General features: G+C 63.5%; 24 protein-coding genes. 11 read left to right on the top strand and 13 right to left on the bottom strand.

The window, feature by feature from the left end:
• The first annotated feature begins 225 nt into the window (after positions 1-225).
• Complete coding sequence (locus ACIPZ5_RS25595) at positions 226-1,548, top strand: dicarboxylate/amino acid:cation symporter (protein WP_060509215.1); 1,323 nt, start codon at positions 226-228, stop codon at positions 1,546-1,548.
• 57 nt (positions 1,549-1,605) lie between these two features.
• Here the strand turns inward: ACIPZ5_RS25595 and ACIPZ5_RS25590 are convergent, their stop codons facing one another.
• Together ACIPZ5_RS25590 and ACIPZ5_RS25585 are read right to left on the bottom strand one after the other, a co-directional pair.
• Positions 1,606-2,100 carry a SprT family zinc-dependent metalloprotease gene (locus ACIPZ5_RS25590; protein WP_261941246.1) on the bottom strand — a complete coding sequence of 165 codons (495 nt, stop codon included), beginning with the start codon at positions 2,098-2,100 and terminating at the stop codon, positions 1,606-1,608.
• Between the two features lie 144 nt (positions 2,101-2,244).
• The gene (locus tag ACIPZ5_RS25585; protein WP_186602180.1) at positions 2,245-2,844 is read right to left on the bottom strand and encodes a Yip1 family protein; all 600 of its coding nucleotides are present in this window, start codon (positions 2,842-2,844) and stop codon (positions 2,245-2,247) included.
• Between the two features lie 263 nt (positions 2,845-3,107).
• Between ACIPZ5_RS25585 and ttcA the strand changes: the two genes are divergently transcribed.
• Both ttcA and ACIPZ5_RS25575 read left to right on the top strand, forming a co-directional pair.
• The gene (gene ttcA / locus ACIPZ5_RS25580) at positions 3,108-3,932 is read left to right on the top strand and encodes a tRNA 2-thiocytidine(32) synthetase TtcA (protein WP_027918067.1); all 825 of its coding nucleotides are present in this window, start codon (positions 3,108-3,110) and stop codon (positions 3,930-3,932) included.
• 4 nt (positions 3,933-3,936) lie between these two features.
• Positions 3,937-4,608: a DNA-3-methyladenine glycosylase I gene (locus ACIPZ5_RS25575; RefSeq protein WP_261941244.1), complete on the top strand. Its 672-nt coding sequence runs from the start codon at positions 3,937-3,939 to the stop codon at positions 4,606-4,608.
• 41 nt (positions 4,609-4,649) lie between these two features.
• On the opposite strand, the gene ACIPZ5_RS25570 is transcribed toward ACIPZ5_RS25575, so the two are convergent.
• From ACIPZ5_RS25570 to arsC, 3 genes are read right to left on the bottom strand one after another with little or no spacing between them, the layout of a single operon-like run.
• Entirely contained in the window at positions 4,650-5,063 is a 414-nt protein-coding gene (locus tag ACIPZ5_RS25570; protein ID WP_400811300.1) for a DUF2069 domain-containing protein, read from the bottom strand.
• The gene (wrbA, locus tag ACIPZ5_RS25565) at positions 5,056-5,661 is read right to left on the bottom strand and encodes an NAD(P)H:quinone oxidoreductase (RefSeq protein WP_400811298.1); all 606 of its coding nucleotides are present in this window, start codon (positions 5,659-5,661) and stop codon (positions 5,056-5,058) included. Before wrbA ends, ACIPZ5_RS25570 begins: the two co-directional genes overlap by 8 nt.
• Positions 5,658-6,011 carry an arsenate reductase (glutaredoxin) gene (gene arsC, locus ACIPZ5_RS25560; RefSeq protein WP_400811297.1) on the bottom strand — a complete coding sequence of 118 codons (354 nt, stop codon included), beginning with the start codon at positions 6,009-6,011 and terminating at the stop codon, positions 5,658-5,660. The genes wrbA and arsC overlap by 4 nt, the downstream gene beginning before the upstream one ends.
• 85 nt (positions 6,012-6,096) lie before the next feature.
• On the opposite strand from arsC, the gene ACIPZ5_RS25555 reads away from it, so the two are divergent.
• Entirely contained in the window at positions 6,097-6,561 is a 465-nt protein-coding gene (locus ACIPZ5_RS25555) for a TlpA disulfide reductase family protein (RefSeq protein ID WP_261941241.1), read from the top strand.
• A 36-nt stretch (positions 6,562-6,597) separates the two neighbouring features.
• Here the strand turns inward: ACIPZ5_RS25555 and ACIPZ5_RS25550 are convergent, their stop codons facing one another.
• The 4 genes from ACIPZ5_RS25550 to ACIPZ5_RS25535 form a co-directional block, all read right to left on the bottom strand.
• Entirely contained in the window at positions 6,598-7,002 is a 405-nt protein-coding gene (locus tag ACIPZ5_RS25550) for an META domain-containing protein (protein ID WP_313712619.1), read from the bottom strand.
• Positions 6,999-7,436, bottom strand: a complete 438-nt coding sequence (locus ACIPZ5_RS25545; protein ID WP_400811295.1) for a hypothetical protein — start codon at positions 7,434-7,436, stop codon at positions 6,999-7,001. Before ACIPZ5_RS25545 ends, ACIPZ5_RS25550 begins: the two co-directional genes overlap by 4 nt.
• A 31-nt stretch (positions 7,437-7,467) precedes the next feature.
• Complete coding sequence (locus ACIPZ5_RS25540; RefSeq protein WP_313712621.1) at positions 7,468-8,457, bottom strand: 2-hydroxyacid dehydrogenase; 990 nt, start codon at positions 8,455-8,457, stop codon at positions 7,468-7,470.
• A 309-nt stretch (positions 8,458-8,766) separates the two neighbouring features.
• Positions 8,767-11,526 (bottom strand): response regulator, encoded by a 2,760-nt coding sequence (locus ACIPZ5_RS25535; RefSeq protein WP_343599962.1) that lies wholly within the window; start codon positions 11,524-11,526, stop codon positions 8,767-8,769.
• Between the two features lie 193 nt (positions 11,527-11,719).
• Here ACIPZ5_RS25535 and ACIPZ5_RS25530 point away from each other — a divergent pair, with 193 nt between their 5' ends.
• From ACIPZ5_RS25530 to ACIPZ5_RS25500, 7 genes are all read left to right on the top strand, one after another.
• Positions 11,720-12,436 (top strand): response regulator transcription factor, encoded by a 717-nt coding sequence (locus tag ACIPZ5_RS25530; protein ID WP_400811294.1) that lies wholly within the window; start codon positions 11,720-11,722, stop codon positions 12,434-12,436.
• Between the two features lie 3 nt (positions 12,437-12,439).
• The gene (locus ACIPZ5_RS25525) at positions 12,440-13,834 is read left to right on the top strand and encodes a sensor histidine kinase (protein ID WP_400811292.1); all 1,395 of its coding nucleotides are present in this window, start codon (positions 12,440-12,442) and stop codon (positions 13,832-13,834) included.
• 115 nt (positions 13,835-13,949) lie between these two features.
• Positions 13,950-14,849 (top strand): cysteine synthase CysM, encoded by a 900-nt coding sequence (gene cysM, locus ACIPZ5_RS25520; RefSeq protein WP_400811291.1) that lies wholly within the window; start codon positions 13,950-13,952, stop codon positions 14,847-14,849.
• Entirely contained in the window at positions 14,850-16,208 is a 1,359-nt protein-coding gene (gene rlmD / locus ACIPZ5_RS25515) for a 23S rRNA (uracil(1939)-C(5))-methyltransferase RlmD (protein ID WP_343599970.1), read from the top strand.
• Positions 16,209-16,304: 96 nt separating this feature from the next.
• A complete protein-coding gene (gene relA, locus ACIPZ5_RS25510; protein WP_261941233.1) occupies positions 16,305-18,545 on the top strand; it encodes a GTP diphosphokinase in 2,241 nt (746 codons plus the stop codon).
• Between the two features lie 105 nt (positions 18,546-18,650).
• Positions 18,651-19,484: a nucleoside triphosphate pyrophosphohydrolase gene (gene mazG, locus ACIPZ5_RS25505; RefSeq protein ID WP_085675337.1), complete on the top strand. Its 834-nt coding sequence runs from the start codon at positions 18,651-18,653 to the stop codon at positions 19,482-19,484.
• Positions 19,485-19,510: 26 nt separating this feature from the next.
• Positions 19,511-20,050 (top strand): DUF2058 domain-containing protein, encoded by a 540-nt coding sequence (locus ACIPZ5_RS25500; RefSeq protein WP_261941231.1) that lies wholly within the window; start codon positions 19,511-19,513, stop codon positions 20,048-20,050.
• 52 nt (positions 20,051-20,102) lie between these two features.
• Here the strand turns inward: ACIPZ5_RS25500 and ACIPZ5_RS25495 are convergent, their stop codons facing one another.
• The 4 genes from ACIPZ5_RS25495 to purM all read right to left on the bottom strand — a co-directional run bounded on the left by ACIPZ5_RS25495 (position 20,103) and on the right by purM (position 22,920).
• Positions 20,103-20,285 carry a hypothetical protein gene (locus tag ACIPZ5_RS25495; RefSeq protein WP_085675339.1) on the bottom strand — a complete coding sequence of 61 codons (183 nt, stop codon included), beginning with the start codon at positions 20,283-20,285 and terminating at the stop codon, positions 20,103-20,105.
• Between the two features lie 204 nt (positions 20,286-20,489).
• Positions 20,490-21,200: a DUF3108 domain-containing protein gene (locus ACIPZ5_RS25490; RefSeq protein ID WP_400811289.1), complete on the bottom strand. Its 711-nt coding sequence runs from the start codon at positions 21,198-21,200 to the stop codon at positions 20,490-20,492.
• An 8-nt stretch (positions 21,201-21,208) separates the two neighbouring features.
• Entirely contained in the window at positions 21,209-21,862 is a 654-nt protein-coding gene (gene purN / locus ACIPZ5_RS25485) for a phosphoribosylglycinamide formyltransferase (protein WP_400811288.1), read from the bottom strand.
• On the bottom strand, positions 21,862-22,920 hold the full coding sequence (gene purM, locus ACIPZ5_RS25480) for a phosphoribosylformylglycinamidine cyclo-ligase (RefSeq protein ID WP_261941228.1): 1,059 nt from the start codon (positions 22,918-22,920) through the stop codon (positions 21,862-21,864). Before purM ends, purN begins: the two co-directional genes overlap by 1 nt.
• Between the last annotated feature and the right edge of the window lie 206 nt (positions 22,921-23,126).

Raw genomic sequence — 23,126 nt, 5'->3', positions numbered from 1 at the left:
TTCCTCAGAATATTCGCCCCGTCGTTGGGCATTAAACCCCCGTAAATATTAGCGCTGCACTCAATATGGGCATTTTGGCATCGCCCTTGCTATCTCAGTTGGCAGAGGCCTGCCCAGGCAGCTCGAACACAACGACAAATCCCTCCAGGTGCAGGAGGGTTAGCGATTCAGGTGCCCAAACACCCTGGGAAGGGTGAAGCTGGCACACTTGAGGAAAAATGAGCCATGACGACACGTCAGCCGCTGTACAAATCCCTGTATGTCCAGGTGTTGGTCGCCATCACCATCGGCATCCTGCTCGGCCACTTCTACCCCGAGACCGGCGTCGCCCTTAAGCCTTTGGGTGATGGTTTCGTCAAACTGATCAAGATGGTCATTGCGCCCATCATCTTCTGTACCGTGGTCAGCGGCATCGCCGGCATGCAGAGCATGAAGTCGGTCGGCAAGACTGGCGGCTACGCGCTGCTGTACTTTGAAATCGTCTCCACCATCGCCCTGATCATCGGCCTTGTGGTCGTCAACGTGGTTCAGCCGGGCGCTGGCATGCACATCGACGTCAGCACCCTGAACGCCAGCAGCGTGGCCGCCTACGCCGCCGCCGGCGCGCAGCAGACCACTGTCGGCTTCCTGCTCAACATCATCCCCAACACCGTGGTAGGTGCCTTCGCCAACGGCGACATCCTGCAAGTGCTGATGTTCTCGGTGATCTTCGGCTTCGCCCTGCACCGCCTGGGCAGCTACGGCAAGCCGGTGCTGGACCTGATCGATCGCTTCGCCCACGTGATGTTCAACATCATCAACATGATCATGAAGCTGGCGCCTGTCGGTGCCTTCGGCGCCATGGCCTTCACCATCGGCCAGTACGGCGTGGGTTCGCTGGTGCAGCTGGGCTACCTGATGGCGTGCTTCTACATCACCTGCCTGCTGTTCGTGCTGGTGGTGCTGGGCGGTATCTGCCGTGCCCACGGCTTCAGTGTCCTCAAGCTGATCCGCTACATCCGTGAAGAGCTGATGATCGTGCTGGGCACTTCTTCCTCGGAATCGGCCCTGCCACGCATGCTGGCCAAGATGGAGCGCCTGGGTGCCAAGAAGTCGGTCGTCGGCCTGGTAATCCCGACCGGTTACTCGTTCAACCTCGACGGTACCTCGATCTACCTGACCATGGCTGCGGTGTTCATCGCCCAGGCCACCGACACGCACATGGACATCACCCACCAGATCACCCTGCTGCTGGTGTTGCTGGTGGCATCCAAAGGCGCTGCGGGCGTTACCGGTTCGGGCTTCATCGTTCTGGCTGCCACCCTGTCGGCGGTCGGCCACCTGCCGGTTGCCGGCCTGGCGCTGATCCTCGGTATCGACCGCTTCATGTCTGAAGCCCGCGCACTGACCAACCTGGTCGGCAACGCCGTGGCCACCGTGGTCGTGGCCAAGTGGGTGAAAGAGATGGACGACGACAAGCTGGCCTCGGAACTGGCCTCCGGTGGCGCACCGCTGGAATTGTCGGTACCTACCGATGACCTGGGTGTCGCAGAAACCCCGGTTCGTTGAGCCTGATGCGGTAATAAAGAAGGCGACCCTCGGGTCGCCTTTCTTTTGCCTGGCTCTTTATTCGACGCGGGTTTCGCCGCTGTATACCAATATCTCCCGGCAGCGCCGGCACAGGTAGCGCCGCCCCTGGCGCACCAGTTTGTGCCGCTGCGCGGTGAACGGGAAATCACCTTCCGGACATGGGCAGCGGTAGATGTAGCGGGTTACCACCCGCCGCTGCACTGCATAGTTGTGGCAGCGATTGGGCGGCAGTTCATACACCCCGCGCATGATCAGCTGCCATTCCTCGCCATGGGCCTGGATCCGCTCGCCAAACAACTGATGGGCCACCAGGTGTGCCACTTCATGGGCCACGGTCTGGCGCAGGAAGTCGTCCTGGTTCTCGCGATACAGTTGCAGGTTGAAGCGCAGCAGGTTCTCGTGCAGGTGGGCGACGCCGGCCTTCTGGCCGCGCAGCTTGAAGCTGATTTCCGGGCGTGGGAAGGGGCGTTTGAAGAAGGCTTCGGCTTGCTGGTAACAGGTTTCGACGCGTTGTTTGAGCAGCTCGGGCATGGCGGGGTGGTTCTCCTGACCGGGCATTATGCCGCAAGCATGGCGCAGCTGCCGAGCCGCCGGTCAGCAGGCGGTATCAGCTGGCAGACAAAGGCCGCCTTGCGGCGGCCTCTGGCTTGATGCCCTATGTTGGCTGGATCTGATCTAGTTGGTGTATACGGGCCCCACGCCCAAACCCCAGATGATCACGGTTGCGGCCATGATCGCCACCAGTACCACGAGGCCCACCGCCAGCACCGAGCTGGAGAACAGGAAGCCTTCATCTGACGGTATGTTCATGAAGGTCGGCAAGCCGACATACAGCAGGTACACGGTGTAGCAAATGGCAGCGGTCCCCACCAGCATGCCCAGCCACAGGTGCGGATAGAGCGCCGCCAGGCCGCCGAGGAACAGCGGGGTGGCGGTATAGGTGGCAAAGGCGATGCATTGCGCCATGGATGGGTTGGCGTCGTAGGTGCGGGCCATCCAGTGAATGAATGCCCCCATTACCGCGACGCCGGCGAGCATCGCCAGGTAGGACATGATGCTCATCCAGATCGCGCTATCCATGGTCAGCATCACCGCCGGTCGGCCGCCGATCACCCAGCCTACCTGGGTGGTGCCGATAAAGGCCGAAATGGCGGGAATCGCCGCCAAGATGAGGGTATGAGTCAGGTACATGTGGCTGATGCTTTCTTCTTCGCCACGAATCTCCCGCCATTCCTGGTCGGGATGGGTAAACAGCCCCACAACGTGATGAATCATGCCGGTCACTCCTCTCAATATTGCCAATCGCCCCCCACATGGAGCGCAAGCGGCCCGAGGCCAAGGCACCGAAGCAGAACGGTAATGTGGCCTTATGTCGCAGTATAGGAAGCCAGTCCCCGCACAAAGCCGGCTTTTTAGAGCAAATTGCGCTGTCAGGGCCGTTGTTGATTACCTTGAAGTCTTTATCGGAATCCCTACAGGTGCGCGTCGTTTGTGCGTAAAATAGCCGGCTTTTGTCACACCTCGCGGATCCAAGCGCTATGGGCACCCTCTCGGTCAACCAGAACAAACTGCAAAAACGCCTGCGTCGTCTCGCTGGCGAAGCCATCACCGACTACAACATGATCGAGGATGGCGACAAGGTCATGGTCTGCCTGTCCGGCGGCAAGGACAGCTACACCATGCTCGACGTTCTGTTGCACCTGCAGAAGGTGGCACCGATCAAGTTCGAGATCGTCGCGGTGAACATGGATCAGAAGCAGCCAGGCTTCCCCGAGCATGTGCTGCCGGCCTACCTCAAGGAACTGGGCGTCGAGTACCACATCGTCGAGAAGGACACCTACTCGGTGGTCAAGGAGCTGGTGCCCGAGGGCAAGACCACCTGCTCGCTGTGCTCGCGCCTGCGCCGTGGCACCCTGTACACCTTCGCCGATGAAATCGGTGCGACCAAGATGGCCCTGGGGCATCACCGCGACGACATCGTTGAAACCTTCTTCCTCAACATGTTCTTCAACGGCGCGCTCAAGGGCATGCCGCCAAAGCTGCGCGCCGACGATGGCCGCAACGTGGTGATCCGCCCGCTGGCCTACTGCAGCGAGAAGGACATCCAGGCCTACTCGGACATGAAGGAATTCCCGATCATCCCGTGCAACCTCTGCGGCTCGCAAGAGAACCTGCAGCGCCAGGTGGTCAAGGACATGCTGGTGGAGTGGGAGCGCAAGCACCCGGGCCGTACCGAGAGCATCTTCCGCGCCATGCAGAACGTGGCGCCGTCGCAACTGGCCGACCGCAACCTGTTCGACTTCACCAGCCTGAAGATCGACGAGAACGCCACCCCGCGCTTCCTCGACGTGGTGAACATCTGAGGCCATGCGCGATTACCAGTGGCTGCACGCGTATTGCCTGAACCGCTTCGGCTCGGCCCAGGCGCTGGAGGCGTTCTTGCCGCAGCCGCGCACGCCGGCGCAGTTGCGCGAGATCGCTGACGACCGCTATCTGTCGACCTTGGCCCTGCGCGTGTTCCGCGCCGGGCTCAAGCACAGCCTGGTGGATGCCAAGTGGCCGGCGTTCGAGCAGGTGTTCTTTGGCTTCGACCCGGAAAAGGTCGTGCTGATGGGCGCCGAGCATCTGGAGCGGCTGATGCACGACGAGCGCATCATCCGCCACCTGGGCAAGCTCAAGAGCGTGCCGCGCAACGCGCAGATGATCCTGGACGTGGCGAAGGAAAAGGGCAGCTTCGGTGCGTTCATCGCCGACTGGCCGGTGACCGATATCGTGGGGTTGTGGAAATACCTGGCCAAGCACGGTAACCAGCTGGGTGGGTTGTCGGCGCCGCGCTTCCTGCGCATGGTCGGCAAGGACACGTTTATCCCTACCGAAGACATGGCGGCGGCGTTGATCGCGCAGAAAGTGATCGACAAGCAGCCGACCAGTCAGCGCGACCTGGCTTTGGTGCAGCAAGCGTTCAATCAATGGCACGAAGAGAGCGGTCGGCCGCTGTGCCAGTTGTCGGTGATGCTGGCGCATACCGTCAACCATTGAGTTTTTGCAGTGCTTTCTTCGCGGGCAAGCCCGCGAAGAAGTTAACTGCCTTCGCCTGCCATGCGCCGTTCGAACTGGAACTTCCAGCGCACATACAGCAACCCGGCAATGAACAACCCCAGGCTCACCAGCACTTCGACCCATCCAAACACCGCCCGCGCCGGGTCGAACGCCGCCAGCACACCCTTGATGAAATAGATATTCACCACGAAGCAGGTCCAGGCATGTGCCCGGGCGCTGCCCATCAGCATGCCCGGCAGCAACAGCAGCAGCGGCACCAGTTCGATTGCCAGGATCACTTCGACCCGTGCCCCATGCAGGTTGGCGAACCACAGGTTGTTCACCACCAGCAGGGCGATCAGGCCGAGGAAGAACGCCAGGCTCAACGCCCGCGTCAGGCGCAGACGCGGCACCAGCCATTCGAGTGGCGGCAACACCTTGGGCTTTTTAGCCACGCGCGGCCTCCAGGGCCTTGGCGGTGGTCGCCAGGCGTTGGCCAAGGGCACGGCACAAAGCGATTTCATGTGGGTCCAGCTCGCGCTTGCCATCGGCGCCGGCATGGTGGCTGGCACCGTATGGGGTGCCGCCTCCACGGGTCTCCAGCAGCGCCGATTCACTGTACGGCAGGCCCATCACCAGCATGCCGTGGTGCATCAGCGGCAGCATCATCGACAGCAGGGTGGTTTCCTGGCCGCCGTGCAGGCTGGCGGTGGAGGTGAACACGCCAGCCGGCTTGCCGACCAGTTCGCCACCCAGCCACAGGCTGCTGGTGCCATCGAGGAAGTACTTCAGCGGTGCGGCCATATTGCCAAAGCGGGTCGGGCTGCCCAGCACCAGACCGGCGCAGTGGCGCAGGTCGTCGAGGGTGGCGTACAGCGCACCACTGGCCGGGATGTCCGGGGCCACCGCTTCGCACTCGGTAGAGATCGCCGGTACCGTGCGCAGGCGCGCTTCCATGCTGGCCAGCTCGATGCCGCGGGCGATGTGCCGGGCCATCTCGCTGGTCGAGCCATGGCGGCTGTAATACAGCACCAGAATATACGGCGCGCTCACGGCAGGATCTCCAGCACCTTCTCCGGCGGGCGACCGATGACGGCCTTATCGCCGGCGATCAGGATCGGCCGTTCGATCAGCTTGGGGTGCTGGACCATGGCGTCGATCAGCTGCGCGTCGGTCAGCGCCGGGTTGGCCAGGTCGAGGGTCTTGTATTCGTCCTCGCCGCTGCGCAGCAGCTGACGCGGGGCGATGCCCAGCTTGCCGAGCAGGGCCTTGAGGGCGGTAGCGTCGGGCGGGGTTTCCAGGTAGCGCACGATGGTCGGTGCCAGGCCGCGTTGTTCGAGCAGTTCCAGCGCGCCGCGGGATTTCGAGCAGCGCGGGTTATGATAGAGCGTCAAGTCAGTCATGTCGGGTCGCATCCAGCTGGGTGTGGCGGCTATTCTAACCGCAGCGACTGACCTATTTGCTTGAAACTTCGAGAAGGATTGACCCATGGCAAGGCGTCTGGCAGCAGTACTGGCCATCACCGCGAGCCTTTTGCTCGGTGGTTGCGGTGCCGATTACGGCGTAGACCAAGATGGCAAGACGGTAAAGGCGGAGCAGCTCGACGGGCACTGGGTAGTGCTCAATTACTGGGCCGAATGGTGTGGCCCGTGCCGAACCGAGGTCCCTGAACTGAACCAGGCGGCCAAACAGTGGGCGGGCGATGGCATCAAGGTGGTCGGGGTGAACTTCGATGGCCTGCAGGGCCCGGAGCTGAAACAGGCGGCGCAGGCCCTGGGCATCGGTTTCACCGTGCTGGCCCAGGACCCGGCCGAGCGCTATGACCTGCCACGCAGCGAGGCGCTGCCGGTGACCTACATCATCGATGACAAGGGCAAGGTGCGTGAACAGTTGATGGGCGAGCAGACCCTGGAAGGGTTGCAGGCCAAGATCAAGGCCCTGAAAGGCGCCTGATGCATTTGGGGCCGCCATGTGGCGGCCCCAAGGTCTTCAGCCTTCTTCAGGCCAGAAGCGCAGCGGTTTGCCTTCGGCCGGCCAGAAGCGCAACTGCTCGATGGGCGACACATCCCAGCGCTGCACGGTTTCCAATGCCTGCAGGAAATGCTTTTCCTGCTCCATCAGTGCTGGCGCGCACAGCTTGCGGGTCTTGCCGACCTTGCCGAAGCTCAGGTGCTCGCCGTCCAGCGTGTAGGGCGCAAACCAGTGGTTGCAGCCGGCATTGCCGTAGGCGCGGCCATCACTGGCTAGGGTCAGGGTCAGGTGGCTGTAGTCGATCAGCGGGCGCTCGCCAATCCACTCCAGCACATAGCTGCGTTCCTGCTGCAGCTTCGAAGGTTCCGCGGCACAGCCGAGCAGGCCGGTGGCAATCAGCACGCCGGTCAGCAGATTCTTCACTCGGCGCTCTCCTGGCAACGCGGGCACAGGTGCTTGTCGCCACGGCTGGCCCAGCCCAGCTCGGCGATACGGGCGATGGCTGCCGGCTGACGGGCCGCCTTGCCGAGTTTGGCGTCGACGGCGAACTCGAAGTCCAGCACTGCGTCGCAGCTGTCGCACTCGACCTTCCAGGTAAGAATCTCCAGCTCGTTGAACACCGGGCCGCTGGCCACGGCAACCCACTGGCCGCGTGGGTTGATCAGGTGGCGCACGCTCTCCACGGTCAGGCGCATGGCCAGGTCCTTGCTGCCCTTGAGGGTCACGATCAGGACGTCGCCTTTGTGCATCGAGCCGCCGTTGCCGGTCACCTGGTAACGGCCCGGAACCAGGGCGCGGCACTCGATCAGGGTGTGTTGCGGGTTGAAAAGGGTGTAGCGGAAATCGTGCTCGACCATGGGTCCTCCAGAAATGCCGCGTATCCTAGCATCAACCGCTGACCAGATTCTGCGGTTTACCCGCCGCCCAGCGGATGATGTTGTCCAGGGTGGTGGCAGCGATTGCGTCCAGTGCCTCGCGGGTCAGGAATGCCTGGTGGGCGGTGATGATCACGTTGGGGAAGGTCAGCAGCCGTGCCAGCACATCATCCTGCAGCGGCAGGTCGGAACGGTCCTCGAAGAACAGCTGGGCTTCCTCTTCATACACGTCCAGGCCCAGGTAGCCGAGCTGGCCGCTTTTCAGGGCATCGATCAGCGCCGGCGTGTCGACCAGTGCACCGCGGCCGGTGTTGATCAGCATCGCGCCCGGTTGCAGCTGGTTCAGGCTTTGCGCATTGATCAGGTGCCGGGTGTGCTCGGTCAGCGGGCAGTGCAGGCTGATGATCCGCGCCTCGCGTAGCAGTTCGGGCAGGTCCATGTAGCGGGCCCCCAGGGCCAGCAGCTCCGGGTTGGGGTAGGGGTCGTACGCCAGCAGCTGGCAGCCGAAGCCGGCCATGATACGGGCGAAGGCCGCGCCGATCTGGCCAGTGCCGACCACGCCGACGGTCTTGCCATGCAGATCGAAACCGGTCAGCCCGTGCAGTGTGAAGTCACCTTCGCGGGTGCGGTTGTAGGCGCGGTGCAGGCGGCGGTTGAGCGCCAGGATCAGGGCCACGGCGTGCTCGGCCACGGCATGGGGTGAATAGGCTGGCACGCGCACCACCGCCAGGCCAAGACGCTGCGCGGCGGCCAGGTCGACGTGGTTGTAGCCGGCCGAGCGCAGGGCGATCAGCCGCGTGCCGCCAGCGGCCAGGCGCTGCAGCACCTGGGCATCGAGTTCATCGTTGATGAAGGCGCAGACCACTTCGTAGCCCTGGGCCAGGGCGGCCGTGTCGAGGGTCAGGCGGGCGGACTGGAAGTGCAGGTCCAGGGCGCTGTCGCTGGCGGCCTGGGTGAAGCTTTCCTGGTCGTAGTGCTGGCTGCTGAACAACAGAACGCGCATGGTGAGGGTTCCTTTGTGGTGCATGTCTTGGATTATATGGCGCCTGTGAGATCGAGCGCCGCCCGCGCGGCGCATCGCGGATAAATCCGCTCCTACATCTGTTGCAACGTGGCCATGTCTGTGAGGCCATGGTTGTCAGCCGGTTTGCATGGCTCAAGACCTACGCCAGGGCTGGCAACCATGGCGTGACAGGTTCGGCACGTTGCAACAAATGTAGGAGCGGATTTATCCGCGATGCGCCGCGCGGGCGGCGCTCGATCTCAAAGGCGCCGAATCTATCCAGCCAGGCGCCCGGTGGCCCTGACTCGGTCAGGCGCTCAGTCGCGCCTGTGCCGCCAGCCGGTTGATCGCCGCATCCAGCTCATCCAGCGCCTGCCTGGCCAGCGGGCTGTCCTGCTTGAGCAAGGTCTCGCTGCGCTGGCACGCCGCACGCAACTGCGGCACGCCGCAATAGCGCGACGCACCGTTGAGCCGGTGCACCTGCTCGATCAATGTCGACGGGTCATCCGCCTCGCGTGCGGCGCGAATCGCCTGGCGGTCGCTTTCCAGCGATGCCAGCAGCATGGCCAGCATGTCGGCAGCCAAGTCTGGTTTGCCAGCGGCCAGGCGCAAGCCTTCGTCCGGGTCCAGTACCGGCAGCTCATGGCTGTCGCCTTGCTGCTCGCTGGCCTGCTCCAGCGGCGACGCGCCCAGGCTCAGCCCGGTCCACTTCATCACCACCTGGGCCAGCTGCCGCTCGCTGATCGGTTTGGTCAGGTAGTCGTCCATGCCGCTGTGCAGCAGGGCGCGTTTCTCGTTGGCCATGGCATGGGCGGTCAGGGCGACGATCGGCAGCGCGCTGCCACTCTGGGTCTTTTCCCACAGGCGGATCTGCTCGGTGCAGGCGCGGCCGTCCATGCCAGGCATCTGCACGTCCATCAGCACCAGGTCGAAGGGCTCGGCCTGTACCGCCTGCACGGCAGCATAGCCGTTGTCGACCGCCAGCACGTCGGCCCCCAGGTCTTCGAGCAGCGTCTGCACCAGCAGCAGGTTGGCGGCATTGTCGTCGACGCAGAGTATCTTTGCCTTGCGTTGGCCGCTGCTGGCCAGGCCCGGCTCGGCCAGTGGCCGGCGCGGCTGCACCAGCTCCAGCAGCAGGCGGCGCAATTTGCGCGTGCAGGTCGGTTTGGACAGCAATTGACCATGGCCGTTAGGCAGGAAGGGGTGGTACAGCGCCTGTTCGGTAGTCGGGCACAGCACCACGCACTGGCAGTGCAAGCGCTCCAACTGCTGGTTGTACTGGCCGAGCTGTTCCGGCGAAAGCGTGCCGAGGTTGGCGCCGAGTACCGCGAACTCGAAGGGCATGCCTGCCTGCAAGCCTGCCTGCACACCTTGCAGCAACTGGTCGTAGGAGGCGAACAGGCTGACGCTCAGGCCGCAATCCTCAAGTTGGTGCTCCAGGGCCTGGCGCGCCAGCTCATGGCCATCGACGATTGCCGCTCGGCGGCCCAACAAAGGCTGCAGCGGCTGCTCCTCGATGTCGTCGTGGGCCTTGGGCAGGCTGAGGCTGATCCAGAACTGCGAGCCTTCCCCCGGTGTGCTGTCGACGCCGATCTCACCGCCCATCTGCTCGATCAGGCGCTTGGAAATCACCAGCCCCAGGCCGGTGCCACCGGGCTGACGGGCCAGCGAATTGTCGGCCTGGCTGAAGGCCTGGAACAGGGTGCGCACGTCCTGCGGCGACAGGCCGATGCCGGTGTCCTGCACGCTGATGCGCAACTGGGCGCTGTCTTCCTGTTCGTCATCGAGCATGGCCCGGACGACGATGGTGCCTTCGCGGGTGAACTTGATCGCGTTGCTCACCAGGTTGGTGAGGATCTGCTTCAGTCGCAGCGGGTCGCCGATCAGTGATGACGGCGTGTCGCGGTAGATCAGGCTGAGCAGTTCGAGCTGTTTGGCGTGGGCGGCGGGGGCGAGGATGGTCAGGGTGTCCTGAACCAGGTCGCGCAAGTTGAACGGGATGCTGTCGAGCACCAGCTTGCCGGCTTCGATCTTGGAGAAGTCGAGGATCTCGTTGATGATCCCCAGCAGGTTGTCGGCAGACTTCTCGATGGTGCTCAGGTAGTCCAGCTGCCGCGGGGTCATCTCGCTTTTCTGCAGCAGGTGGGTGAAACCCAGGATGCCATTGAGCGGGGTACGGATTTCGTGGCTCATGTTCGCCAGGAACTCCGACTTGATGCGGCTGGCCTCCAGGGCCTCCTTGCGCGCCATGTCCAGCTCGATGTTCTGGATCTCGATGGTTTCCAGGTTCTGGCGTACATCCTCGGTGGCTTGGTCGATGCTGTGCTGCAGCTCCTCGTGGGCGCCATGCAGGGTCTCGGCCATGCGGTTGATGCCGCGGGCCAGTTCGTCCAGTTCATGGCTGCCCATGGCCGGCAGGCGTTCGTCGAGGTGACCGTCCTTGAGCTGGTTGACCGCATGCTTGATACGTGCGATCGGGTCATTGATGGTGCGGCTCATGCGCATCGCCAGCAGGCCGCTGAGGGCCAGGCAGGCGAGGATCAGCAGCACGCTGGTGAACAGGTTGCGGTAGCCGCGCAGCAAGGTGCCGTCGTGGGACAGCTCGATCTCGACCCAACCTAGCAGGCGCTCGGCTTCGGCCGGTACGGCATCGGTGGCCAGGTCGCGGTGGTGGCCGAACACTGGCATCAGGTAACGGGTGGCGTCGTTGCCGGTGCGCTGCAGCAACTGCGTGCCGGTACCGCCACTGGGGGCCTGGTTGATCATGCTCGGGCCGGCGTGGGCCAGGCGGCTGCGGTCGGGGGCGAGGAAGGCCACGGCGCGCACGTCGGCCTGCTCCAGGGTCTGCGCGGCAATCCGCTCCAGCTGGGCCGGCGTCTGCCGTGCCAAGGCCGGCGCGGCCAGCGGCGCCAGTTGCTCGGCGAGCATCTTGCCACGCTGCAGCAGCTGGGTGCGCAACTGGTCTTGCTGCAGCCAGGTGAAATAGCTGCCCAGCACCAGTGCCATCAGGCTGGCCGGCAGCAGTGCCAGCAGCAGTACCCGGCTTCTGATTCCCAAACGATCGAGCACACTCGCCTCCTGTGATGTGCCTGGACGCCGTCATCATCGCGACGGAACAAAGCGGAAAGTTACTCCGCTGGCTGCGCTAATGCACCCTTTGTATGTGATTTCATTGCCTGGCCAAGGCGTTGGTCGCAGGGCGGTTGCCTGGAAAGTGAGCATGCACAATAATTGCGCAACTGAGAATGAATGGCAGTTGCTAATGAATCCTGTAGCTAATTACGCCTCCCACATCCTGGCCATCGAGGACGATCCAGTCCTGGGTGCCTACCTGCACGAAGAGCTGCAGCGTGGCGGCTTCCGGGTCACCTGGTGCCGCAATGGCCTGGAAGGCCTGGAGGCGGCCGGTCGGCAAGCCTTCGATGTGGTGCTGATGGACATCCTGCTGCCTGGCCTCAGCGGCCTGGAGGCCTTGGCCCGGCTGCGTCAGCGCAGTGCCACCCCGGTGATCCTGATGTCGGCGCTGGGCGCCGAGGCCGACCGCATCAGCGGCTTCCAGCGCGGTGCCGACGATTACCTGCCCAAGCCCTTCAGCATGGCCGAACTGCAGGTGCGGATCGAGGCGATCCTGCGCCGGGTTGCCCTTGAGCGCCGCCATCAGCCGCCGCTGGAGGCTGCTGGCGGCGAGTTGCAGTTCGACGAAGGCCTGTGCGACATCAGCCTGGGTGGTCATCCAGCCGGCATGACCCCCAGCGAATACCGCCTGTTCGACATCCTCTACCGCAATGTCGATGAGGTGCTGAGCAAGCCCTTCCTTTATCAGCAGGTGCTGCAGCGTGGCTACTCGCGGCACGACCGCAGCCTCGACATGCACGTCAGCCAGATCCGCCGCAAGCTCAAGGGTATCGGCTACCACGAGCGGCAGATCCGCACCGTGTGGGGCAAAGGCTACGTGCTCAGCGCCAGCGAAGCGGAGTAAACCGTGCTTGATCGCCATTCGCTTTTCTGGAAGCTGGCCATCCTGCTGGTGGGCTTCTGCCTGTTGATGATTGGCCTGAGCTACACCTGGGGCCGCCACATGGAAACCCAGAACGCCTTTCTCGACGAGCCGGCGCGCCAGGTGCTGCGGGACTATGCCAGCGAGGCTGAACAGGCCTGGCGCGACGGCGGGCGTGAGGGCCTGAACCGCTGGGTGGCGGCGATGCACGCGCGCGAGCGCGGCTGGATCGGTGTGCTCGACCTCAACCTGAGGCCCCTGGACAGTGCCATTCTCGGCCCCGAGATCATGCAGCGGCTCACCCGCCTGCGTGGCGTCGACTGGCCCATGAGCCAGCGCAGCGTCGGCCAGCCGTGGTTGCGCATTCCGTTCCCCGGCGCGCCGGAGCAGGGCATGCTGGTGATCGAGCTGCCGCAGCGGCTCAATCCTGGTCGCTATCGGGTGTTCTGGCAGATCGTCACCAACGGCATCATCCCCGGCCTGTTCACCTTGCTGCTGTGCGTTGGGCTGTACCGCATGCTGATCGTCCCGCTCAACCAGCTGCGCGAGCAGGCCAATGCCTGGCGCGCCGACCAGCTTTGCGCACGCCTGGATTCCCGTACCACCGCCCGGCACGACGAGCTGGGCGAACTGGCCCGAGCCTTCGATCAGATGGCCGAGCGCCTGCAGGGCACGGTGATGATGCAGCAGCAACTGCTGCGCGACCTGTCCCACGAAATGCGCACGCCGCTAAGCCGCCTGCGCGTGGCCTGCGATGGCGAGACCGACCTGGCGCGCCTGCGTGAGCGCCTGGGCCGTGAGGTGGACTGCATGCAGCAGCTGGTCGAGAACACGCTGCAACTGGCCTGGCAGGATGCCGAACGGGCGCCGATGAACCTTGAGCCAATCCAGGTTCAGGCGCTGTGGGACCTGCTGAGCGAAGACGCCAGCTACGAAAGCGGCTGGTCGCCCGAGCGCTTGCGCTGCGAACTGCCGGGCCATTGCTGGGTGCAGGGCAACCTCAACTACCTGGCCCAGGCGGTGGAGAACATGCTGCGCAACGCCATCCGCCATTCGCCGGAGAACGGCCTGGTGCGCTTGGGTGGGCAGCGCGAGGGTGGTTATTGGCACTTGTGGCTGGAAGATGAGGGCAGCGGTGTGGCCGATGAAGACCTGGAGCGGATCTTTGCACCGTTTTCCCGGCTCGATGGTTCACGACCTGGGGATGGTGGATTTGGCCTGGGCTTGAGCATCGCCAGAAGCGCTATCCAGCGCCAGGGTGGAACCCTGTGGGCAGAAAACGGCAAGCGGGGGCTGCGACTGTGCATGAGGTTGCTGATTCATGTGCCGGCCTCTTCGCAGGACAAGCCCGCTGCCACAGGGCCATTGCTCACTTCATGATCAATGCCTGGCTTCTTATAGCCTGTAGCTATACCGACCACAGATTGCGTGATATGGCCGCGAAGGGTTTGCCGGTATGATAGGCACCCCTGCCGTCCGGATTGTGAAATACGCCATGACCTTGCAGTACCCAACCATCGCCGATTGCGTCGGCAATACGCCTCTGGTTCGCCTGCAGCGTATCGCTGGCGAAACCAGCAATACCCTCCTGCTCAAGCTCGAAGGTAACAATCCCGCCGGCTCGGTGAAGGACCGCCCGGCACTGTCGATGATTACCCGCGCCGAACTGCGCGGCCAGATCAAGCCAGGCGACACCCTGATCGAGGCCACCTCCGGCAACACCGGCATCGCTCTGGCGATGGCGGCGGCGATCAAGGGTTACAAGATGATCCTGATCATGCCCGACAACTCCACCGCCGAACGCAAGGCAGCGATGACCGCCTACGGCGCCGAGCTGATCCTGGTGACCAAGGAGCAGGGCATGGAAGGCGCCCGCGACCTCGCCGAGAAACTGCAGGCCGAAGGCCGCGGCCTGGTCCTCGACCAGTTCGCCAACGGCGACAACCCGATCGCCCACTACAGCAGCACCGGCCCGGAGATCTGGCAGCAGACCCAGGGTACCATTACCCATTTCGTCAGCTCCATGGGCACTACCGGCACCATCATGGGCTGCTCGCAGTACCTCAAGGAGCAGAACCCCGACGTGCAGATCGTCGGCCTGCAGCCGATGGAAGGCTCGGCCATTCCGGGTATCCGCCGCTGGCCGGAGGAATACCTGCCGAAGATCTTCGATGCCACGCGAGTCGATCGCGTGATGGACATGTCCCAGGAAGAGGCCGAGGACACCACTCGCCGTCTCGCTCGCGAAGAGGGCATTTTCTGTGGTGTGTCTTCCGGTGGTGCGGTGGCTGCCATGCTGCGCCTGTCCCGCGAAGTGGAAAACGCCGTGATGGTCGCGATCATCTGTGACCGCGGCGACCGCTACCTGTCCACCGGCCTGTTCGACCCGAGCTAAATGTCCAAGAAAAAGATCAACAGCGGCCTGCGCTTTCAGCCGGCCGGTGGCAACCGCACGCCCCAGGTCCCCGTGGGCAAGAAGCAGCGCCTGGAGATCGAGCGCCTGGCCGGTGACGGCCGCGGCATCGCCTTCCTTGAGGGGCGCACCTGGTTTGTCAGTGGCGCCCTTGCCGGTGAAGCCGTCGAAGCTCGCGTGCTCAATGCTCGCGGCAAGGTGGTCGAGGCGCGCCTGGAGCGGGTGCTGCAAGCCAGCCCCGAGCGCCGCCAGGCGCCGTGCCGTCACTACGACCGTTGCGGCGGCTGCAACCTGCAACACCTGCCGCACGACGCCCAGCTGGCGCTCAAGCAACGCACTCTGGCGGAACAGTTGCAGCGGGTGGCCGGCGTGCAGCCAGAAGAATGGGCCGCGCCCCTCAGCGGGCCGGAGTTCGGCTACCGGCGCCGGGCGCGGGTGGCGGTGCGCTGGGACGTCAAGGCCAAGCACCTGGATGTCGGTTTCCGCGCTGAAGCCAGCCAGGAAATTGTCGCCATAGATGACTGCGCCGTGCTGGTACAGCCTTTGCAAACTATTCTTCGGCACTTGCCGACGGTGTTGCGCTCGCTGGGCAAGCCGCAGGTCATCGGCCACGTGGAGCTGTTCAGTGGCACCGCCGAAGCCGTACTGGTGCGCCATGTGGCGCCGCTGCCGGCGGACGACCTGGCGCGCCTGAAGGCATTTTGCGACGAGGCCAGGGCGCAGCTCTGGCTGCAAGGCGAGGGTGAGCCGGCCCCCGTCGATGCCGAGGCGAAACTGGGCTTTGCCCTGGAGCCTTGGCAGCTGGAGCTGGCCTGGCGCCCGGGCGATTTCGTCCAGGTCAACGCCCAGGTCAACACGGCGATGATCGAGCAGGCCCTGGCCTGGCTCGCACCGCAGGCTGACGAGCGTGTGCTGGACCTGTTCTGCGGCCTGGGCAACTTTGCCCTGCCGCTGGCGCGCCAGGCACGTGAAGTGGTGGCGGTAGAAGGTGTGCAGGCCATGGTCGATCGGGCCGCGGCCAATGCCCGGAACAACGATGTGCATAACGCCGCGTTTTTTCAGGCCGATTTATCGCAGCCTTTGGCAGGTGCCGGATGGGCCGCCGAAGGCTTTTCTGCGGTACTCTTGGATCCACCGCGCGACGGTGCTTATGAGGTGGTGCAAGGCATCGCCCGCCTCAATGCCAAGCGGTTGGTGTATGTATCGTGCAACCCGGCCACGCTGGCGCGAGACGCCCAGGTGCTGGTTGGCCAGGGGTACCGGTTAAAAAGGGCCGGGATTCTTGACATGTTTCCTCAGACGGCGCATGTCGAAGCCATGGCGTTATTCGAAGCGGGCTAGCAGGCTGGCCCCTTGGTGCGGCTTCCACGGAAGCGAAGTCGCACGGTGATTGCCAGTGCACCCGTGTGGTGCGCTGTATGGAAAGGTAAAACAAAGATGGTACAGGTGAGAGTGCACCAGCCGGTCAACACAGACGGCAGTATCAATCTCGAAGCATGGCTGGATCATGTGGTGAGCGTCGATTCGGCACTGGATCGCGTGGCGCTGAAAGAAGCCTGCGAGTTCACCCAGGAAATCGAAAAGAAGGGCAACCCGGCCAAGCATTCATGGGCCGATGGTACGTCCAGTTTTCAGGCCGGCCTGGAAATCGCCGAGATCCTTGCCGACCTCAAGCTCGACCAGGATTCGCTGGTCGCGGCGGTGATCTACCGTTCGGTCCGTGAAGGCAAGGTGACCCTGGCCGAAGTCGGCCAGCGCTTTGGCCCGGTGGTGTCCAAGCTGATCGACGGCGTGCTGCGCATGGCCGCCATCAGCGCCAGCCTCAGCCCGCGCCAGTCGCTGGTGCTGGGCTCGCAGGCGCAGGTCGAGAACCTGCGCAAGATGCTCGTGGCCATGGTCGACGACGTGCGCGTGGCGCTGATCAAGCTGGCCGAGCGTACCTGCGCGATCCGTGCGGTCAAGTCTGCCGATGACGAAAAACGCCTGCGCGTGGCGCGCGAGGTGTTCGACATCTATGCGCCGCTGGCCCACCGTTTGGGCATCGGCCATATCAAATGGGAGCTGGAAGACCTGTCCTTCCGCTACCTGGAGCCCGACCAGTACAAGCAGATCGCCAAGCTGTTGCACGAGCGCCGGCTGGACCGTGAGCGCTTCATCAGCGATGTGATGAACCAGCTGCAGAACGAGTTGCTGGCCACCGGGGTCAAGGCCGACATCAGCGGCCGGGCGAAGCATATCTATTCGATCTGGCGCAAGATGCAGCGCAAAGGCCTGGAGTTCAGCCAGATCTACGACGTGCGTGCGGTGCGCGTGCTGGTACCAGAAGTGCGCGATTGCTATACCGCGCTGGGTATCGTGCACACCCTGTGGCGGCACATCCCCAAGGAATTCGACGACTACATCGCCAACCCCAAGGAAAACGGCTATCGCTCGCTGCACACCGCGGTGATCGGCCCCGAGGGCAAGGTGCTGGAAGTGCAGATCCGGACCCACGGCATGCACGAGGAGGCCGAGCTCGGCGTTTGTGCCCACTGGCGTTACAAGGGCACCGACGTCAAGCCGAGTTCCAACCACTACGAAGAGAAGATCTCCTGGCTGCGCCAGGTACTCGAATGGCATGAAGAGCTGGGCGACATCGGTGGCCTGGCCGAGCAGCTGCGGGTCGATATCGAGCCCGATCGGGTCTACGTGTTCACCCCCGATGGCCACGCCATCGATCTGCCCAAGGGTGCCACGCCGCTGGACTTCGCCTACCGCGTGCACACCGAGATCGGCCACAACTGCCGTGGCGCCAAGATCAACGGGCGCATCGTGCCGCTCAACTACAGCCTGCAGACCGGCGAGCAGGTGGAGATCATCACCAGCAAGCACGGCAACCCGAGCCGCGACTGGCTGAACTCCAACTTGGGCTATGTCACCACCTCGAGGGCCCGGGCCAAGATCGTCCACTGGTTCAAGCTGCAGGCGCGGGACCAGAACGTCGCCGCCGGCAAGACCTTGCTCGAGCGCGAGCTCAGCCGCCTGGGCCTGCCGCAGGTGGACTTCGAGCGCCTGGCCGAGAAGACCAACGTCAAGACCGCCGAGGACATGTTTGCCTCGCTCGGTGCCGGTGACCTGCGCCTGGCGCACCTGGTCAACGCCGCTCAGCAGCTGCTCGAGCCCGAGCGCATCGAGCAGATCGAGCTGGTGCCGCGCAAGCCTACCGGCCCGCGTACCGGCAAGCGTGGCGACATCCAGATCCAGGGCGTCGGCAACCTGCTCACGCAGATGGCCGGCTGCTGCCAGCCGCTGCCGGGCGATGCCATTGTCGGCTACATCACCCAGGGTCGCGGCGTCAGCATCCACCGCCAGGACTGCGCTTCGGCGCTGCAACTGGCCGGCCGCGAGCCGGAGCGGATGATCCAGGTAAGTTGGGGCCCGATTCCGGTGCAGACCTACCCGGTCGACATCGTCATCCGTGCCTACGACCGCCCGGGGTTGCTGCGCGACGTGTCGCAGGTGCTGCTGAACGAGAAGATCAACGTGCTGGCGGTCAACACCCGCTCGAACAAGGAAGACAACACTGCGCTGATGTCGCTGACCATCGAGATTCCGGGCCTGGATGCGCTGGGGCGCTTGCTGGGGCGGATTTCGCAGTTGCCGAACATCATCGAGACGCGGCGTAATCGAACGCCTTGAGACTGCGGGGCCTGCATCGCGGATGAATCCGCTCCTACAGAAATGGCGCAGTGCCTATAGGAGCGGATTTATCCGCGATGAAGGCACCCCCGAAGGACCTGCCAAATGACCTACACCCTCGAAGACCTGCTGCACCTCATGGCCCGCCTGCGCGACCCGCAGTACGGCTGCCCGTGGGACCTCAAGCAGAACTACGCGAGCATCGTCCCGCATACCATCGAAGAGGCGTACGAAGTCGCCGACACCATCGAGCGCGGCGATTTCGAGCACCTGCAGGGTGAGCTTGGTGACCTGTTGTTCCAGGTGGTCTACTACAGCCAGCTGGCCCGGGAAGAGGGGCGTTTCGAGTTCGATGGCGTGGTCGACAGCATCACCCGCAAGCTGATCCGCCGTCACCCCCATGTATTCCCGACTGGCGAGCTCTACGCGCCGCTGGACACCCCCAGCCTGAACGAGGCCCAGGTCAAATCACGTTGGGAGGAGATCAAGGCAGAGGAACGCGCCGAGAAAAGCACCCCTGAACAGTTGTCGCTGCTCGATGACGTGCCGGCGGCATTGCCGGCGCTGTCGCGGGCGGCCAAACTGCAGAAGCGTGCGGCCACCGTCGGTTTCGACTGGCCAGCGGCACTGCCGGTGCTGGACAAGGTGCGCGAGGAACTCGACGAAGTGTTGCAGGCCATGGCCGACAACGACGCCGACGCCCTCGAGGACGAAGTCGGCGACTTGCTGTTTGCCGCCGTGAACCTGGCCCGCCACCTCAAGCAAGACCCGGAAAACGCCCTGCGCCGCGCCAACCGCAAGTTCGAGCGGCGTTTCCGCTTCATCGAACAGGCATTGCGCGACAGCGGTCGGCCGATTGAAGATTGTAACCTTGACGAGCTGGACGCCCTCTGGGGCGAAGCCAAGCGTCAGGAAAAGAACCTGCCCAGCTGCGGCTGAGCTGTTGCATAAGTGAGTGAACATTCATGAGCCTTTCCCTTCGCGACCAATTGCTCAAAGCCGGTCTGGTCAACCAGAAACAGGTCTCGCAGACCAACAAAGCCGAGAAGAAACAAAAACGCCTGGAGCACAAGGGCCAGGTCGAGGTCGACGACAGTCAGCAGCGCATGGCCAAGGAAGCCATGGCCGAGAAGGCCAAGCGTGACCAGGAACTGAATCGCCAGCAGCAGGAAAAGGCCGAGCAGAAGGCCCGTGTGGCGCAGATCAAGCAATTGATCGAAGCCACCCGCTTGCCCAAGCTGACCACCGAGGATTACTACAACTTCGTCGACGACAAGAAGGTCAAGCGCATTGCCGTCAACGCCCTGATGCGCACCCGCCTGAGCAACGGCGCGCTGGCCATCGTGTCGCATGCCGGCGGCTACGAAGTGATCCCGCGCGAGGCGGCGGTGAAGATTCAGGAGCGCGACCCGAGCCGCATCCTGCTGCTCAATACCCATGTCGAGGAAGCCGACGAGGACGATCCGTACGCGGCCTACAAGATCCCTGACGATCTGATGTGGTAAACACGAAAAACCCCGCTCAGGCGGAGTTTTTTATTGAAGGCTGTGTCATTCGTCATTGGGTAGTGCGCTGGTTTTCCAGGTCTTCCAGCTCTGCCCGATACTGGTGGGCTTCGTGTTCATTGTGGAACATCCCGACCAATTGGCCCTGCTGGTGCACATCCCAGATCCGCACGCCAGCGGCCAGGCCTTCGTGGGACATTTTCGATTCGTCACGTTCGGTTACTTGGACTGTCATCGGTAAACTCCACTGCTAGGGTTTGCTGCGACACTCTGTCGCACACCCCCTTTATAGAGTTTGTTAGCAGGCTAAGTAAATAAAATGGCCATGAAACAAGTTTCATCAAGATCCGAATGCGGTCATTTTTGTAGGAGCGGCCATCATCCGGGCACAAAAAAGCCCCGCACTGGCGGGGCTCCGGATATTGCGGGCTGTAGCGGATCAGTTACCCTTCACCGACTTGCCATCGACCGTGCCATCCTGCAGCACGATGATGTATTCCTTGCCATCGGTTTCGACCTGGCGTAATTGCACCAGCAAGTAGTCCCAGTCCTTGGCGAACCAAAGCTCGGTTATGCGCTTGCTCTGGCTCGGATCGCGCACGCGCTCGACCTTCACCGCGTCGACCTGGCCGGTCTTGGTGGTGACTTTCTCGGTACCCAGTACGCGGAAATCGTAGGCGTCGATCTCGTCACCATCGACCACCTGATAGGTCATGCTCTTCTTGCCAGCAGCCACATCGTGTTGCAGGGCCAGCTGGTAGGACGACTTGTCCAGCACGCCGCGGTTGAGCGGCAGGTTGATGGGGTCCTTGCGGTCGGTGCCGGTGATTTTCTTGCTGTTCCAGTCGAAGGTCAGGTCGACAGTCTTCGCCTTGCCCAGGCCACCACGCTCGAAGTGGTACTTCTGCGGCAGCAGGGTGTCGTTGTCCAGGCGCAGGGTGCTTTGCTCGGTCAGGCTGGCGATCATCATGGAAGCCTTGAAATTCAGGTCCCAGGTACCGTTGGCATTCTTGACCAGGCTGCGCTCGGCAGTACCGCTCATGGGCAGTTGCTTCCAGTCGGCGGTGTAGCTTGCCGAGAACGGCTTCAGGTCAGCTGCCTGGAGGGGCAGGGCGAGCACGGTGAGAGCCAATAGCAGGGCGCGACGCATAAGTTCTCCTAGGGTCGAATCAAGTGACCACTGGCCGGCAGCGGCTGTTCGTCCAGTAACGCACCCTGTTCACCCAGGCGCAAGCGACCTTGGGCAAACCAGTGCACCGCCAGCGGGTAGATCTGGTGTTCCTGATGGTGGACCCTTTGGGCCAGGCTTTCCACCGTGTCATCAGACAGCACCGGGACCACAGCCTGTACGACCAGAGGCCCGCCATCGAGTTCCTCGGTGACGAAGTGTACGCTGCAGCCATGCTCGGCGTCGCCTGCCTCCAGTGCCCGGCGGTGGGTATGCAGGCCCTTGTAGCGGGGCAGCAGCGACGGGTGGATGTTGAGCAGGCGGCCCTGGTAGTGGCGAACGAAGTCGCCACTGAGGATGCGCATGAAACCGGCCAGCACCACCAGGTCTGGGGTGAAGCCGTCGATGCGCGCCATCAGCGCGGCATCGAAGGCTTCACGGCCGTCGAACTGGGTGTGGTCGAGCACCACGGTGTCAATGCCGGCCGCCTGGGCCCGTTGCAGGCCATAGGCATCGGCGCGATTGGAGACCACCGCGGCGATGCGCACTTGGCTGTCCTGCGCGTGGCAACTGTCGATCAAGGCTTGCAGGTTGCTGCCGGAGCCCGACAGCAGTACCACTACATTGCAGGGCTTGCTCGGCATCAGTGTGCCTTGAGGTTCTGCAGTTGGACCTGGGCAGCGCCTTCGGCGGCTTCGGCGATGTGGCCGATGACCCAAGGCTGCTCACCGGCGGCGCGCAGTTCGTTCAGGGCGGCTTCGACCTGATCCTGGGCAACGCAGATGACCATGCCGACGCCGCAGTTCAGGACGCGGTGCATTTCGTGCTCGTCGACGTTGCCTTTTTCCTGCAGGAAGTCGAACACCGCCGGGCGCTGCCAGCTGGCCACGTCAACCACGGCCTGGGCATTCTTCGGCAGTACGCGCGGGATGTTGTCCAGCAGGCCGCCACCGGTGATGTGGGCCATGGCCTTGACAGCACCGGTGTTCTTGATCAGTTGCAGCAGTGGCTTGACGTAGATGCGGGTCGGCGCCATCAGCAGGTCGGTCAGTGGCTTGCCATCGAGCTGGGTGTTCTCGATGTCGGTGCCGGACACTTCGAGGATCTTGCGGATCAGCGAGTAGCCGTTGGAGTGCGGGCCGGAGGACGGCAGGGCGATCAGCGCGTCACCGGTGGCAACCTTGGAGCCGTCGATGATCTCGGCCTTTTCCACCACGCCGACGCAGAAGCCGGCCAGGTCGTAGTCTTCGCCTTCGTACATGCCTGGCATTTCGGCGGTTTCGCCGCCGACCAGGGAGCAGCCGGCCAGTTCACAGCCAGCGCCGATGCCGGTGACCACGGTCGCGGCGACGTCGACGTTCAGCTTGCCGGTAGCGTAGTAATCGAGGAAGAACAGCGGCTCGGCGCCGCAGACCACCAGGTCGTTGACACACATGGCGACCAGGTCCTGGCCGATGCTGTCGTGCTTGTTCAGGTTCAGTGCCAGGCGCAGCTTGGTGCCGACGCCATCGGTGCCGGAGACCAGCACCGGCTGCTTGTAGCCGGCCGGGATCTCGCAGAGGGCGCCGAAGCCGCCCAGGCCACCCATGACTTCAGGGCGTGCGGTGCGTTTTGCCACGCCCTTGATGCGTTCGACCAGTGCTTCGCCGGCGTCGATGTCTACACCGGCGTCCTTGTAGCTCAGGGAGGGTTGCTTGCTCATTGATCCAGGCCTTTAAGAGGGAGGGATTCGTAAAAACGACCATGACGGCCAAGGCCGGCTTGGAAGCGGCGGCTGCCTGAAACGTCAGTGGTCTGTGAAGGCGCGCGATTTTATCAGGGTTGCCGTGCAGCGGCCATCCTCAGGCCGACGGGCAGGGCGGTAAATTGCTGAAAAAGGTGTGCGGGTGGTTGATACGCCGCCTTCTG

Source organism: Pseudomonas sp. NPDC089428 (assembly GCF_044749325.1).
GTDB lineage: Bacteria > Pseudomonadota > Gammaproteobacteria > Pseudomonadales > Pseudomonadaceae > Aquipseudomonas.
The sequence above is the reverse complement of the archived record's forward strand: the minus strand, read 5'-3'. Positions and strand labels throughout refer to the sequence as shown.